General features: G+C 42.1%; 13 protein-coding genes and 1 pseudogene. 6 read left to right on the plus strand and 8 right to left on the minus strand.

The genetic code is table 11. The features are described from left to right. Nucleotides 1-127: 127 nt before the first annotated feature. The 7 genes and pseudogenes from LC586_RS18030 to LC586_RS18060 form a co-directional block, all read right to left on the minus strand. Nucleotides 128-508: pseudogene (locus LC586_RS18030) on the minus strand (hypothetical protein); the annotation flags it as partial. A 42-nt stretch (nt 509-550) separates the two neighbouring features. Next, on the minus strand, nt 551-1462 hold the full coding sequence (gene thrB / locus LC586_RS18035) for a homoserine kinase (RefSeq protein ID WP_229486119.1): 912 nt from the start codon (nt 1460-1462) through the stop codon (nt 551-553). Between the two features lie 98 nt (nt 1463-1560). Then, nucleotides 1561-2541 (minus strand): thermonuclease family protein, encoded by a 981-nt coding sequence (locus tag LC586_RS18040; RefSeq protein ID WP_229486120.1) that lies wholly within the window; start codon nt 2539-2541, stop codon nt 1561-1563. 355 nt (nt 2542-2896) lie between these two features. After that, nucleotides 2897-3196, minus strand: coding sequence for a type II toxin-antitoxin system RelE/ParE family toxin (locus LC586_RS18045; RefSeq protein WP_229486121.1), 300 nt, complete (start codon nt 3194-3196; stop codon nt 2897-2899). Further along, nucleotides 3181-3369: a hypothetical protein gene (locus LC586_RS18050; protein WP_229486122.1), complete on the minus strand. Its 189-nt coding sequence runs from the start codon at nt 3367-3369 to the stop codon at nt 3181-3183. The genes LC586_RS18045 and LC586_RS18050 overlap by 16 nt, the downstream gene beginning before the upstream one ends. A gap of 204 nt (nt 3370-3573) precedes the next feature. Next, a complete protein-coding gene (locus LC586_RS18055; protein ID WP_229486123.1) occupies nt 3574-5262 on the minus strand; it encodes an NAD(P)H-quinone oxidoreductase subunit 4 in 1689 nt (562 codons plus the stop codon). A gap of 178 nt (nt 5263-5440) precedes the next feature. Further along, nucleotides 5441-6160 carry a response regulator gene (locus LC586_RS18060; RefSeq protein ID WP_229486124.1) on the minus strand — a complete coding sequence of 240 codons (720 nt, stop codon included), beginning with the start codon at nt 6158-6160 and terminating at the stop codon, nt 5441-5443. Between the two features lie 554 nt (nt 6161-6714). On the opposite strand from LC586_RS18060, the gene LC586_RS18065 reads away from it, so the two are divergent. After that, nucleotides 6715-7809, plus strand: a complete 1095-nt coding sequence (locus LC586_RS18065; RefSeq protein ID WP_229486125.1) for a sensor histidine kinase — start codon at nt 6715-6717, stop codon at nt 7807-7809. A 521-nt stretch (nt 7810-8330) separates the two neighbouring features. Here LC586_RS18065 and LC586_RS18070 read toward each other — a convergent pair. After that, the gene (locus LC586_RS18070) at nt 8331-9122 is read right to left on the minus strand and encodes a DUF4198 domain-containing protein (RefSeq protein ID WP_229486126.1); all 792 of its coding nucleotides are present in this window, start codon (nt 9120-9122) and stop codon (nt 8331-8333) included. 447 nt (nt 9123-9569) lie between these two features. On the opposite strand from LC586_RS18070, the gene LC586_RS18075 reads away from it, so the two are divergent. The 5 genes from LC586_RS18075 to LC586_RS18095 all read left to right on the plus strand — a co-directional run bounded on the left by LC586_RS18075 (nt 9570) and on the right by LC586_RS18095 (nt 14418). Then, nucleotides 9570-11225 (plus strand): tetratricopeptide repeat protein, encoded by a 1656-nt coding sequence (locus LC586_RS18075; protein ID WP_229486127.1) that lies wholly within the window; start codon nt 9570-9572, stop codon nt 11223-11225. Between the two features lie 331 nt (nt 11226-11556). Continuing rightward, nucleotides 11557-11730 carry a hypothetical protein gene (locus LC586_RS18080; protein WP_229486128.1) on the plus strand — a complete coding sequence of 58 codons (174 nt, stop codon included), beginning with the start codon at nt 11557-11559 and terminating at the stop codon, nt 11728-11730. Nucleotides 11731-11909: 179 nt separating this feature from the next. Beyond that, on the plus strand, nt 11910-12230 hold the full coding sequence (gene rbp, locus LC586_RS18085) for an RNA-binding regulator (protein WP_229486129.1): 321 nt from the start codon (nt 11910-11912) through the stop codon (nt 12228-12230). Between the two features lie 115 nt (nt 12231-12345). Continuing rightward, a complete protein-coding gene (gene rpsU / locus LC586_RS18090; protein ID WP_012407716.1) occupies nt 12346-12534 on the plus strand; it encodes a 30S ribosomal protein S21 in 189 nt (62 codons plus the stop codon). Between the two features lie 123 nt (nt 12535-12657). Next, nucleotides 12658-14418 (plus strand): serine/threonine protein kinase, encoded by a 1761-nt coding sequence (locus LC586_RS18095; RefSeq protein ID WP_229486130.1) that lies wholly within the window; start codon nt 12658-12660, stop codon nt 14416-14418. Nucleotides 14419-14784 lie beyond the last annotated feature (366 nt).

A 14784-nucleotide genomic window follows, 5' to 3' on the forward strand; every position in this document is an offset into this window, starting at 1 on the left:
AAACCGCCAGAGATGGTGTTAGGTACGCATGACAAGCGTCAAATCATTGAGGAGCCGTGTGAGGTGAAAGTCTCATGCACGGTTTTGAAGACCAACGGAGTTGGTGACAATTCCGTTGAGTTTAATCACAAGCCTTAAGAAAACGGACTTCTGCGGCCAGTTCAGCTGCTAGTTGATTAATGCGTTGAGCATGAACCTGTGCGACTTCTTTCGCTTCCTCTAGCTGCTGCTGTTGGATAAGTTCTTTTGATTCACCTTGCCAACGCACTAATTTAGTTTGTTTTTGTTTTATCTGGGCTTCCAGGGCTGCAACTGCCGCATCTATGCCCTGGAGTTCAACTGATAATTGGGCATTTTCTCTGGCTTGACGGCGGTAGGCTTCAACCATTGCCTGGGGTGAATCATTCTCGCCAGAGATTACATTATTAATAGTGAGTGCGGCGCGTTCTTCTAGGAGAATCTGAATTTGAGAGTTAAGCGCCGCCATTTCAGCCTGAATTTGCTCCATAAATCGAGTTTTAAGTGCTGAGTAAAATAGTCATCGGATTTTTTAAAAGCTTTTTGCGCCTTGGGTATCGAGAGAAAGCGATCGCACCTCGGCTGTAATTCCTTCTTCTTGCCAAGCAGCTAACATCGCCGCCTCCACAGCCTCTGAGTGTAATTTATCTGTCAAAGCTAACAGTGTCGGCCCCGCACCACTAATTACCATACCATAAGCACCAGCACTAACGGCTGCGATGTTGACAGCATCATAACCAGGAATCAAAGCTTTGCGATAGGGCTGATGCAACTTATCTTGCAAAGCTGTTTTTAACCATTGTCCGTTACCAGTTTCCAAGCCGCGCAACAATAACCCCAAATGTGCTGTATTGAAAATCGCATCGGCGCGACTCACTTCAGTTGGAAGAACTCCCCGCGCTTCTGAAGTGGAAAGTTCAAAATTAGGAATAGCTATAACTGGTACAATATCTTGATGCCAGGGAACATCACAAATTTCCCAAGCTGCACCACTAGTAGCAGCGAGACGACATCCTCCCAACAAAGCTGGAACTACATTATCAGGATGTCCTTCCATTGCGATCGCTAACTCCATCACCTGCGACTGACTCATAGGCGTACCCTCAAGTTGATTAGCAGCAACCAAGCCACCAACAATTGCTGTCGCCGAACTACCCAAACCCCTCGCCAACGGGACACCTAACTTAATCTCTATTTTCACAGTCGCCGGTGTCTGCTCTATATGTTGATAGAACTTGATAAAGGCTTGGTAGAGGAGATTACTCTCATCGGTTTGGACTCCTTCAGCTTCGGTACCAGTGACATGAATAGTTAACCCACCTTCTTGGCGAGTGAACTTGAACTCGTTGTACAGCTTTAATGCTGCACCGATGCAATCAAAACCAGGCCCCAAATTCGCAGTTGTGGCGGGAACGGTAACAGTGACATTAGAAACAACAGACATTGGTAAAACTCACTAATCATCAACCAGCATCCCATGTAAAGGGTTGATTTGATCATGAGCTATGGTATTTGTCTATAAGTCAGGAAACATCAAGCTCGTTAATCAACCATACTGCTACTTTTAATAACCCAATTTTCTACCCTACGAACAAGAGTATCTACCCATTCTTGGGTTAAGCGTTTTTCATAATATCTTGGTATATGTACTTTACCCACAGCTTTGTACAAAGCTTTTTTCCAAGCCGTGTATTCATAAACCGCTTCCTCATCTCCCTTAGCTGCTTTCACTGCTATTTGGAAGAACAGGATGTTAACCTCGTCTCCTTCTACACCGTTATACCCACTTTTTAAATCCCAATTTACACCATTACACATTATGGCTGCATATTGCATTTGATCCAAGTAAACCTGCTCATAATATCGCATTGGACAGTAATTACGATTAAATTCGCTGCGATTTGCTAGGTCTATAATCTTCTCTTGATCATCTTCGCATTTTTTTATTTTTGATTCGACTATAGCTATTTTGGTACGATTAGGTTCGAGCAAAAGACTTATTTTCTCACCCTTTTCTTCTGCTCTATAAATCCAAGGTGGAGTAGGAAATAAGTTGTTAGTCCATAGTCCTAATCTATATTTTTTTCTAGCAAAGTATTGAGCATCTAAGTAGCTGAATTCTATTTCTGTAGTTAAAAAATCATAATAAGCCCAAGCATTGCCTGTTATTACCATAAGCCAGCTTAAGGAGTAACCATTTATAAAAACATCAGCAATATGGCGTCCATGTTTTTCCTCAAAAGCAATAAATCTTATGGCTATTACAGACGCTGTATTTGAAAACTGATTTTCTAACCATTTTTTTGAGTCTAATCCATATTCTTGATTATGCTCAGGTGCATCGATGTAAGCAAGACGAATATTTAGGCTCTCTTCACCCTTACGGACTAGTAAACCATCACCATCTATAACTTTTATGACTTTACCCGTTTCTAGGTCTCTATACGAGTCAGCATGGATAACTGAGAAATGTTTTTTAACAAGCAATAGGAACTCAGTATTTTTCTGATATGATTCAACCATAAGTATGCTTAGTTACACATAAATATAATCTGTTGTAGCATAGCCTTTGCGCTTTACTCTAATTTAAACAATTGACACTTAGCTACAGACTTAGCACGAAAAATACCCGCAACCAATATAAAAGTGGTAGCGGGTTAAGTAATATTAAAGCTGCTTAGATGCCAAAAATTCTTGAAAAAACGATCGCCAGATTTTCAAAATTTATGGGTTTAATAGGTTTACTTAATAACTTTCAAAACAGTCTTCGGACGGTGCGTTACGCTTTACTAACACACCCTACGTGTATTTCAAAAATCAAATATCAGTCCTATAACACTGATTGGAATTACGAATTACGAATTACTTTGACTTACCCTCAATCTGCATCCAGTTTATCCAATAGTTTTTTTCCATGAATCACTGCTGCAATAGTTAAAGTGTCACCCTGAATTCGATAGATGATTCGATAGCTATATACAAACTTTTCCCTAATAGTATCATTGCCAAACTCTGGTACTATTCGACCTGAGAAAGGAAAGTTACTCAAGTTACGAGTTACATCGATTATCCTCTGAACTACTGCCGCAGCATAAGCAGTCGAGTCACGAGATATGTATGTGGCAATATCTTCTACATCTTCTAGTGCTTTAGGAGACCAAACTACTTGATAAGCCATTTGCTTAAACGTTCTTCAGCTTCCTCTTGTGCGATCGCTCCTTCTGTGTCGGCTACTTCTAATCCACGACTAACTTTCTCAATTACATACAGATGGTATTGAATATCTTCGATTGAGCAATCATCTGGCAATTGGTTCAGCAGAGATTGGACTTTTTCTTTTGTGGTATTCATAGCCTGATTTTTAGTTCATTAATAAAGCAACTGAACGCTCTGGTCGGTTGTAGAGTCCGTATTAACATTAATATAACTCGAATGTGGCATTGATAGCCTATCCATCATGGTAAGCTATCAATACTCTGTTCTTCCTCAGAAAGATACCTAGAAGTTCTCGAAGTTAGCGATCGCTCTTTTCGACAAGTCTATTGGTCAAAAAGCTTACTTCAAAGTTCCCAAAACGGGCGCTACCTCAACCTCGGAAATTTGCGGAACCAAGATTCTATTGGCATAAATCTGGGAATTTGTTTGCGAGATTATGGCATAAGACTGGCGAAGATTAGCATTGACTGCGACAGTCTTCACGTCGTACATCTGCATCGCCATTTTGGGATAGAAACCAATACCAATAATCATCAACAGAAAACAGGCAGCGATAAACACCTCACGCGGTCTAGCATCGTCGTAGACTGCTTCTTCTGGCACTAGGCAGTCTGTACCAAAACAAACTGTTCCCTCATCTTGTTGATTTTCTAAGCCTGCATTATTAATGTCGCAGATGAGTGCTGCACCTTTACCATAAAATACCTCTCGCAGCATGGAAAGTAGATAGATAGGTGTGAGGATGACTCCAACTGCGGCTAGAAAAACTGTGACGGTGCAGAAAGTTGAACTGTAAACGTCACTGCTTGTCATACCAACGAATACTGAGAGTTCGCCAGCAAAGCCACTCATACCGGGAAGTGCTAAGGATGCCATTGCTCCGATTGTAAACAGGGCAAAGACTTTGGGCATGGCTTGACCAATACCGCCCATATCTTTCATTACCATTGTGTGGGTGCGATCGTAAGTAACACCTGCTAAAAAGAACAGTACTGATGCAATCAAACCATGCGAAATCATCTGCAACATCGCACCATTGATTCCCAAATCAGTGAAGGACGCAATGCCAAGCAGCACAAACCCCATGTGGGAAATCGACGAATAAGCCAAACGCCGCTTCATATTGGTCTGAGCAAAGGAGTTTAATGCACCATAGATAATGTTGACAACGCCGAGAATGGCTAGAACAGGCGCAAAGTAAATGTGTGCATCGGGAAGCAACTCAAGATTCAGGCGAATCAGTCCGTATCCGCCCATTTTCAGCAACACACCAGCCAAAATCATCGACACAGGAGAGGATGCTTCGCCGTGGGCATCAGGCAACCAGGTATGCATCGGGAAAACAGCAAGCTTGACACCAAATGCAATTAACAACCCTGCATAAAGTAGCAGTTGTAGTCCAAGGGGATATTCCTTACTGGCGAGGGCGGTTATATCAAATGTCATATCACCACCGCCGTATAGCCCCATTGCCAGGGCTGCCACTAAAATAAATATAGAAGCCGCTGCGGTATACAACAAAAATTTTGTAGCCGCATACCGACGCCTTTTCCCACCCCAAATACAGACTAGTAGGTAGACGGGAATCAACTCTACTTCCCACATGATGAAAAATAGCAGCAAGTCTTTGGCAACGAACACCCCTATCTGTGCGGAATACAGCACCAGCATCAGAAAATAGAAGAGGCGAGGTCGGTGATCAACTTGCCAGGCCGAAAAAATCGAGAGTGTGGTGACAAATCCTGCTAGCAGCACAAGTGGCGCTGAAAGCCCATCGACCGATACTGCCCAGTTAAGACCCAACTGAGGCATCCAGGCATAATTTTCCACCATTTGAAAACTAGCACTGCTGGCATCGTAATGCTTCCAAAAGGCGTAGCACATTAAGGCGAAGTCTGCGATACCTACACCCAGTGCATACCACCGCACGCGCTTACCATCTTTATCAGGCAGCACAGGAATAAGCAGGGAAGCAACGAGTGGCAGCAAGACAATTGCGGTAAGCCAAGGAAATTGATCCGCTATCATGTATATGAGAAAAAATACTTATTTGGGATGATGTCATTGTACTAAACTCTGTAACAATTTCTTCATAAGTATTTGTCCCAGTTAACCATAAATATTTGTCCCAGTTAACCGCTTTGACTCAAAGACAATTGACTTGAAAATGGCGACTGGGGACTGGGGAAGAAAGATTTTTATTTGCTCACGGTACTAATCCAGCCCGCAAAGCACGGACAGCAGCCTGTGTCCGGTCAGCAACACAGAGTTTATTGAGAATACCTCGAACATGAGTTTTTACAGTACCGACTGTTAAATAGAGCCTTTTAGCAATTTCTGCATTGTCACACCCGGCGACAATCAACTCTAAAACATCCATCTCCCTATGAGTTAAAGGATAGGTGACTATACTTTTCTCAACATCTGGGTCAATACCTTCAATCAAGACTCTTTTTCCAGATGCCCCTCTGCTGCTATCGGGGAAATCTTGACGTATTTGTTGTAGTATAAGGTCTGCGATCGCTGGATCGATCCATGAGCTACCTGCATGGGTTGTTTGCACAGCCTCCACTAGTTTCTCAGTTTCGATATCTTTCATGCAATAAGAATCTGCACCTGCTGCAAATGCTGCTAAAACTGCCTGTTCGCTATTCTGCATCGTTAAAATTAGCAGCTTTGTAGTATAGTCTTCGTTCTCTGCTTGATATTGCCTAAATGTGCGTGTTAGCTCAATACCATCCATGTCAGGCAAACCGATGTCAATAGTAGCAACATCAGGCTTGAGACTTTTCAGAAGCTTGATGCCCTCAGTTGCATTGGCTGCTTCACCAACAATGTTAAACTCTGGCTGGGTTTGTAAGGCAGCCCGTAAGCCGATTCTTGTAAGGTTGTGATCTTCAATCACAAGGATCTTGATTTCACTCATAGTTGCTTAACTTTACTGTTATTTATCTAAAGTACAGATTAAAATAATCTCGTTCTTCTATTCGGTATCTTATACAAAAAGCAATGCGTTTGGTATTGTTCCCTAATCTTCATCTACCATTAGACATAAATAACCTTATCTCGTAAGCTTTTCTAAGGCAAGAGTTTCGATATAACAATATAATTCAATCAAAAAATATTTTTATACATTAACCTGATTATATATATCTGATGGTAAACAAGTTATCATTGACAATCCGGTAGCAAGCAAGAGTGGGTGACTATGATGATGTACATAAAAGGGACTAAATTACCTCACCCTAAGACCCAGACACAAATATTGCTTGAATAATAAACGGATTATATACTTATAATATTTTATATTATTTAATACAACTATTGAACATTAGTTAAGTTTAATTACTTAAAAAAATAAGATATTTAATTCAGAAAACTTTAAAGGAAAATGTGAATCCTTAATAATCTCAGCCCTACTGAAGTAAGCTATTACTAGATTTGCGAGGGATAGCCAAGCACTTCTTTTTTTATTTAGCCATGTCTTTAACTAAAACTGTCAAAAAAGATAAAATTCTGGTTGTCGATGATATTTTTGACAATTTACTGGTCTTAGAAGCTGTCCTAGAAGATGAGCGCTATGAAATTAGCTTAGTGGAAGATAGCAAAATTGCTCTGGCGATGGTTGAAGAGTCGCCACCAGACATAATTCTCTTAGATGTGATGATGCCGGAGATAGATGGGTATGAATTCACTCGACGCATCCGGCAGAATCCGGCGTTGCCGTTTATCCCCATTCTGCTGCTCACGGCTCACTATGCGTCTAGCGTTGTGGAAGGACTCGATGCTGGTGCAGATGACTTTATTCGTAAACCATTCGATCCTGATGAATTACATGCACGAGTGCGATCGCTCCTACGCCTCAAACATAGTATCGACGAACGAGATCAGATGGCTAACCTGCGGGCAGATTTTGTCTCGCGTTTTACTCACGATTTACGCATACCACTAGTAGCTTCCAACCGCGTATTAAAATTATTGCTGGAAGGCAGGTTTTGCGATGTTTCGCCACAATTGCAAGAAATAATTGATACCATGATTGGCAGTAATCAAGACCTGCTGGAAATGGTAAATACCTTGCTAGAAGTGTATCGTCATGAAGCGGGCTGTAAAACCTTAAAGATTTCTCCCTGCAATATTCAGGAATTAGTTAGTGAAGTTTCTCAAGAATTAACTCCCTTAGCTGAAGAAAAAGGATTAACTGTAAATATTGATCGAGGTGAAACTGCAAGCACCATCATGGGCGATCGCTTAGAACTGCGGCGAGTTTTGACAAATATTATCGGCAATGCCATCAAATTTACAGACAAAGGTTCTGTAGATATTCACTGCTATCCTACTCCGTTAGCTGTGACTATTGATATCCAAGATACAGGGCCAGGAATTTCTAAACAAGACCAGGCAATATTATTCGAGCGATTTCGCCAAGGTAAACACCAGCGTTCTGGCAGTGGTTTGGGACTATATCTATCTCGCTGCATTATCGAAGCACATGAAGGCACAATCGATGTGACATCTGAACCAGGGCAGGGTAGTACATTCACTATCCGTCTACCTGTAGCAAGCGAAAACTAAAAAGTAGGCAGACAAAAAATTATTGGTATGGTACTGCCCTAATACGGTATTGTTCAGTAATTTTTTTTCTCAAGAATAGCTTCTCTTGCCGAACTGCCCTAATACCAATTCTGTATAAAGATGCGCCAAATTTAGAAAGGAACGAACCGCAGAGACACAGAGAAGCCAGTGCGCCCTTGCGGTTAAGAGACTTGTTCGCTCTTAGCGTTCCCGCTCTTTAGCAACTGGCGCGACACAGAGGAGAAAAAGCAAGGTTAAAAAATTCAGCGCAGCTTCATAAAGAAATGGTATAAGCGCCTCAATACTGCTCGGTTAAGGGAAATTCTAGGTTGGGTAGAGCATAAGCGTTACCCAACAAATCTCGGTAAATGTTGGGTTTCGTTCCTCAACCTAACCTACATCAACTACATTAACGTAAGTTTTTCGCTTAACCGAGCAGTATTGTCAAGAGTCTGCCTCAACCAAGAGATTCTTTAACTGAACGGTATTGCCCGCCTACCTACTTAATGAAAATTACTGTGCTATTTATTCAGCAGTAACTTCTTTTTGTTGTATAAAACCAGTAATCCAACAAAACCTAATCCTAACAAAGTTGAAGGTTCTGGAACAGAGATGTTTTGTGCTGTCAAGCTGGTTTCATAAGAAACAGTCAAATTCCCGTTAGATGGAAGTGAGTAGCTAGCTTCAATAGGTTGCTCTAGCCCTTCTTGGGTAATGGGTATAGAAAAAGTGCCATCTAAGTTTTTTGCTACTACTTTACCTAGATATTCTACTGTAACAGCATCGGTAATTGGTTTACCTTCAGATAATACCTGAACTAGTAAGCTTTCACCTGGAGTAACAGCTAAAGGGTTTTGTAGAGGTAGAATTTCTAATGGCAGATTGAATGGTTTGGCTAAATCATCAGACCAATCATAAAAAGCCTTGGTGTATTTGAGGTAATGACCAACATTATCATAGTTAGAAATTTCCTGTTCTGTGATGCGGAGAGATTGATTATTCGATAATCTGGCAAAATAGCCATTATCAAAAAAACCTTGGATAGCTGCTACATTTTTACCAGCAGTTAGAGATAAAGCATCTTGTTTTTGATTGAGATCAAAAGGAATAATTTGTTTGTTAGTATCATAAACTATTGCTTGTTTGAATCTAGAGGTTTCATAAGGTTCTGGGCCATCTTCTGGATGTCCAAACAAAATATCATATTCGCCATTGTTGTAATCAAACCAGACAACATGCGCTGATGCTGGTTGGATAAAGCATGGCAAAATAGCTGCTGCTATGAGCAGCGTTTTTATTTTTTGCAGAAACATTTTAACTTCCCTGATTACTTGGTTGAATTCATTAGTAATACCAATTGCCAAAAGTCCTGATACATATAGATTTCTTATAAGGGCATCGCAAAGACAAGCCCCTACCAGCGTATTTGTATCATTATTAAAATGAAATGGTATAACGCTTTTAGAAAACCACATTTTTCTTTGCTGAACAATCCCCCTAACAGGGATAATTTTTGAATATTTAGATTTTCTTAAGATTGACATACTTTATTTTTTGTATGACTTGTGGCAGCATTTGGCAAGACAGTAAGCGGGTTAGCGAAAGTAGTGGTCAGCAAAAATTTGTCACAAATCTTGGGCGGAAAGAGACATAATTTTTCAATTTTTAACTGAAGAGTAGTTTAGCTAGTGCAAGAATGCATAGAGAAGTCTAAAAGATGACTTTGAAGATTAATAAAAAAAGAGCTTGAATAAAAAATAATGAAGTACTTATTTCTAATTTGGGTGCTTATACTCTCTTTAGTCGCTCCTAGTACAGCGATCGCTGACGACAAGCCGCTTCATGTCTACGCTCAAGCAAAACAGCCCTATACTTTAATATCTGGAGTTGGGACAATCCACCATCCAGTTTCCACTTCTAATCCCCAAGCGCAAGAGTTTTTCGATCAGGGATTAAATTTGATTTACGCTTTCAATCATGATGAGGCGGTGCGTTCTTTTCAATACGCTGCCAAACTCGATCCACATTTGGCGATCGCATATTGGGGTATTGCTCTGGCTCTAGGCCCTAATATTAACTTAGCAATCGACCCCAACCGAGAATTAGCTGCTTACCAAGCGGTACAGCAAGCTTTGGCACTTTCCACCCAAGCATCTGCCCAAGAACGAGACTACATTACCGCCTTAGCAAAACGTTACTCTCAAGATGTCGATGCAGACTTGTATCAACTAGCGCTTTACTACGCAAAAGCAATGGCAACCCTAGTTAAGCGCTATCCCGATGATTTGGATGCGGCGACGCTTTACGCTGAAAGTTTGATGGATCTGCATCCTTGGCAGCACTGGACTAAAGATGGCAAGCCACAGCCAGATACAGAAGAAATTGTGGCTATTTTAGAATCAGTTCTCAAACGTAACCCGAATCATACCGGAGCTAATCATTACTATATTCATGCAGTGGAAGCCTCACCTTCCCCAGAACGGGCCCTTATAAGTGCCAAAATACTAGGAACCCTAGCGCCAGCAGCCGGACACTTGGTACACATGCCAAGTCATATTTATTTTCGTGTGGGAGATTATGAAGGGGCAATGCAGGCAAACGAGCAGGCGATCGCTCAAGATGATATTTACATCAAAAAATATCAAGTCCAGGGCACTTACTCCATGATGTATTACAACCACAACATACATTTCTTCATGGTGGCCAGCAGCATGGCAGGAAAATATAAAGATGCTCTCCAAGCCGCAGAGACGTTAGTCGCAAATGCTACTGCAATTGACCCGTATGCACCAATGCTTGAGGGATTTTTGGGCAGCAAAATGCTGATTCAGACACGCTTTAGTGACTGGGATGCCATCTTAAAAACTCCTGCCCCCGATGCTAAATTGCCTACTACCACAGCACTTTGGCATTTTGCTCGCGGCATGGCGAAGGCAGCGACAGGCAAACTTGAAGATGCAGTAAGTGAAAGTCGAGCATTATTAGCCGCCAAAGAGGTAATTTCCACCGAAGCAACCATTGGCTTCAGTCCAGCCAGTCGTATTTTAGACATTGCCTCAAAAGTTCTAGATGCCAAAATTGCCAGACAAAAGCATGATTATGAATCTGCCATCAAATTATTAGAAAAAGCGGTGGCAGTAGAAGATACTCTCGATTACGTGGAACCACCAGATTGGTACTTTCCAACGCGGGAATCTTTGGGCGGTGTGCTTTTGGCTAAGGGCGACTATGCACAGGCCGAGAAAGTCTTTCGTGCTGATTTAGAAAAGTATCCCCATAATGGGCGCTCTCTATTTGGCTTGCAGGCAAGTTTGCAGGCACTGGGTAAAGATCAGGCCGCTCAACTTGTCAAAGCCGAACTGGAAACAGCTTGGAAAGGTGATAATAAGCAACTTGACATAGCCAAAATCTATTGAAGAAGAATTCAGAATGTAGGAATCAGCAATCTTTCAGTCGCTCCCCTTCTCTTATAGGACTTACACACACTCTACAAACTCTTCTCTACTAAGACTTACGCAATATATCTCTCAAATGGTTTCTCCGTGTCCTCTGCGCCTCTGCGGTTCGATAAATTAAGCTTTTTAGCAATTTTTGCGTAAGTCCTGTCTTAAAGGAGATTGCCTACGGTAGGCAGGTACGCGATCGCAGTTGCTTTCATAGTGGGTTCTCCAAAAGAGTATAAGTCGGCATAACCTTTATTTGTTGCCTGACTTTGCCTTTCATATTAAAATTTGGGAGTAATACTTTATGGTTAATACAGTCAAACGTTCAATTCGGATATTAAAGATACGCCCCTGCATGTCTGATTTCCTTGATCACCCTACAGGATTTATCTTCTTCCATTTCCAACCCTTTTTTGCGGTGGGCTGTACTTATGGTAGGTGGGGGCAGGCGATCGCACCGACGCGATCGCATCACTAGTTAATGATCTGTTAACGATCTACTGGATGCAGAGAGTTGGCTCGTATGTCATCCTAGATTAGGAGAGTTAATTCGGTGATGTCTTTGGTTTTAGTATTGAAAGGCTTTTTCCTTTTAGTATTTACAGACTACTCAGAGAAATTAAAATCTCTACACAGTGATGATTTTGGAGAGAATCGATGTCAATTTATGTAGGTAACCTCTCTTATGACGTTACACAAGAAGATTTAAGTGGTATTTTTGCAGAATATGGTACTGTAAAGCGGGTTCAAGTACCTACTGACCGTGAAACAGGTCGTCCACGCGGCTTTGCTTTTGTGGAAATGGGAACCGAAGCTGAAGAAGCAGCCGCCATTGAAGCTCTCGATGGTGCTGAGTGGATGGGTCGTGACCTGAAAGTGAATAAGGCTAAACCTAAAGAAGATAGAGGTGACAGAGGTTCCTTTGGTGGGAACCGAGGATACAGCGGTGGTGGCGGCGGTGGACGCTCTCGCTACTAACCTTGGAAACAAAAAAATTTGCCTAGAGTCTTAAGGTCAGACAAGGAGTCTGTCTTTTTTTTGCAATGTTACTGCTTCCATAGCCATTGATGAAGTCAACTTAGTAGGAGAAATAATGACCCAAGTAATCGTAGGTGACAATGAACACATTGAGTCAGCCTTACGGCGATTTAAGCGAGAAGTTTCCAAGGCTGGAATTTTTCCAGACATGAGAAAGCATCGTCATTTTGAAACGCCCCTAGAAAAACGCAAGCGCAAAGAAGTTGCCAAGCACAGGCAGAGTAAGAGAAGTTTCCGTAACTAAGGGCTGACATAGATATAAACGAATGCCCTCATAGATTTTATGAGGGTTTTCCTTTTGCCTATTTTAAAATCAGGAAACCTAAAGAAACGCTAAAATCAAGTCAGCCTTTGTATTGTAGCGGTTGTGTCCCACATCACTCAGAGGGCGGTTCACTGCATAAATCCTGATTGTCAACGTCCTTATCCTCAGCCTTGGGGAAACAAATTTTGCAACAGTTGTGGCGCACCGCTAGAACTGTTAGACCGCTATGTTCCACTTCAGCCTTTGGGGTCGGGAGGATTTGCTCAAATTTACACGGTTTGGGATGAAAAAACTCAAACAGAGAAAGTGCTGAAGGTGTTGGTAGAAGATTCACCAAAGGCACTGGAGTTATTTACCCAAGAAGCGGCGGTTTTATCCAGTTTGCAGCATCCGGGTGTCCCCAGAGTCGATGCTGAAGGGTATTTTCAGGTACAACTGTTTAACCCCAAACCGCACCAATTGCCTTGTCTGGTAATGGAAAAAATCAATGGGCGGACTTTAGAGGAGATATTAAAAAAGTTTCCCCAAGGATGTCCAGAGGATTTGGTTTTAAACTGGTTTGCCCAAGCTGTAGAGATTTTACAAGAATTACACAAACGTCAGATTCTTCACCGGGATATCAAACCTTCTAATTTAATGCTGGGCACTTCTTCGCCATCTTTAACCCTGTCTCAAGGGCAAACAGGGGGCGATCGCTTAGTCCTAATTGATTTTGGAGGGGCAAAACAATTTAGCCCCTCTAAGCTGCGTTCTCAGTCTAGTTCCACCCGATTATTTTCTTCAGGCTACAGTCCACCAGAACAAGTGACTGGCGGGATTGTCGGGCCAAGTGCCGATTTTTATGCCCTTGGTCGAACGGTGATTGAACTACTAACAGGTAAGTACCCGCTAGAGTTGGAAGATCAGCAAACGGGAAAATTGCGCTGGCGAACTGCGGTAAATGTCAACCCCCAATTAGCAGATTTGCTGGATGAGATGGTGCAGGAGGATGTGCGATCGCGTCCGGCAAATGCAGCTATAATTCAAAAACGTTTAGCGAAGATTTCTCAACCATTACCGCCGCCAGGATTATTTGCCCAACTGCGAGACAAGGTTAAGCAAACCTCAAGGCAAGTTTCCCAGAGATTTACACTGCTAACACAAGCTATTGAACAAGCCCTAGCTAACTTTAGCCAAGCTGTCAACAAAACCGTTATTTTTATCGCTCAGACAATCATCAAAATTTTGCAAGCTTGTTTGGCGACGATTTGGGCGATGATCCTGGCTTATGTTGGCGCTTGTTTTGGTGCGATCGCAGGTTTTATTTTGGCATATCACACAAGCTTGGGTCGTCAGGTTATGGAATTTATTTGGAGTCAGCAAAACCAATTAGTGCCAAATACTCAACCCGTCTTCGGGGCAGATATTTTGGTATTTGTCGCCGCAGGCTGGGGAACCGCTTGGGGACTGACAGTATCCGGGTGTTTTGGTCAACAGCGACGCTTTTTAGTAGCGTCGCTGATGGGCATGATTAGCTATGGCTTCGGTTGGTTGATTTTGCAATTAATCACACCAAAAGATAGCGGTGAGGGCTTAGTGGCAGTGATTTTAGTGGGAGTTTGCCTACTCACCTTGAGCTTAGGACTTCGCAGCCATCACATAGTGTACGCTGTGTTCTCTGCCTTTGGTAGTGCGATCGCCTATGCAGTTTTGATTCTTTTGAGGTTAGCACCTCCGATTTTCCAATTCTCTAGCCAACCAGGCTGGTCAGAGTTACAGTTACCTCTGATTTTTTTTGGTTCTGTGGGCTTTTTTATCAGCTTTTGGTTAGGAGTGACTTACTACCTAATTGTCCCTGGATTGCGGTTTTTAGGGTGGCGTTAAATCAGTGAACAGTGAACAGTTATCACAGTAACAGGGCGCGGTTAAATCAGTGAACAGTTATCAGTTATCAGTTAAAAATTGATAACTGATAACTGTTGAAGAACGCAGGAGGCAGAACTTGCATAAATCCAAAATAAGAACCCCACCCCGCCCCGCAATATGGTGTACACACAAGTTCTGTCCACATACGTTTCAACTCTTTTACTCACATTTTTGTCAGAGTTAAACTGTCACACCCAGCGACATCCCGCCCAGAACTAAAGTTCAAGGCTAATAGCTGAAGTCCACTTAAGTGGACTGAACGATCAATTTAGTCCACTTAAGTGGACTTCAGCTATGAGACTCGGAATTCATTCCGAGGCGGGA

The sequence above is a fragment of the Nostoc favosum CHAB5714 genome, from assembly GCF_020829495.1.
GTDB lineage: Bacteria > Cyanobacteriota > Cyanobacteriia > Cyanobacteriales > Nostocaceae > Nostoc > Nostoc favosum.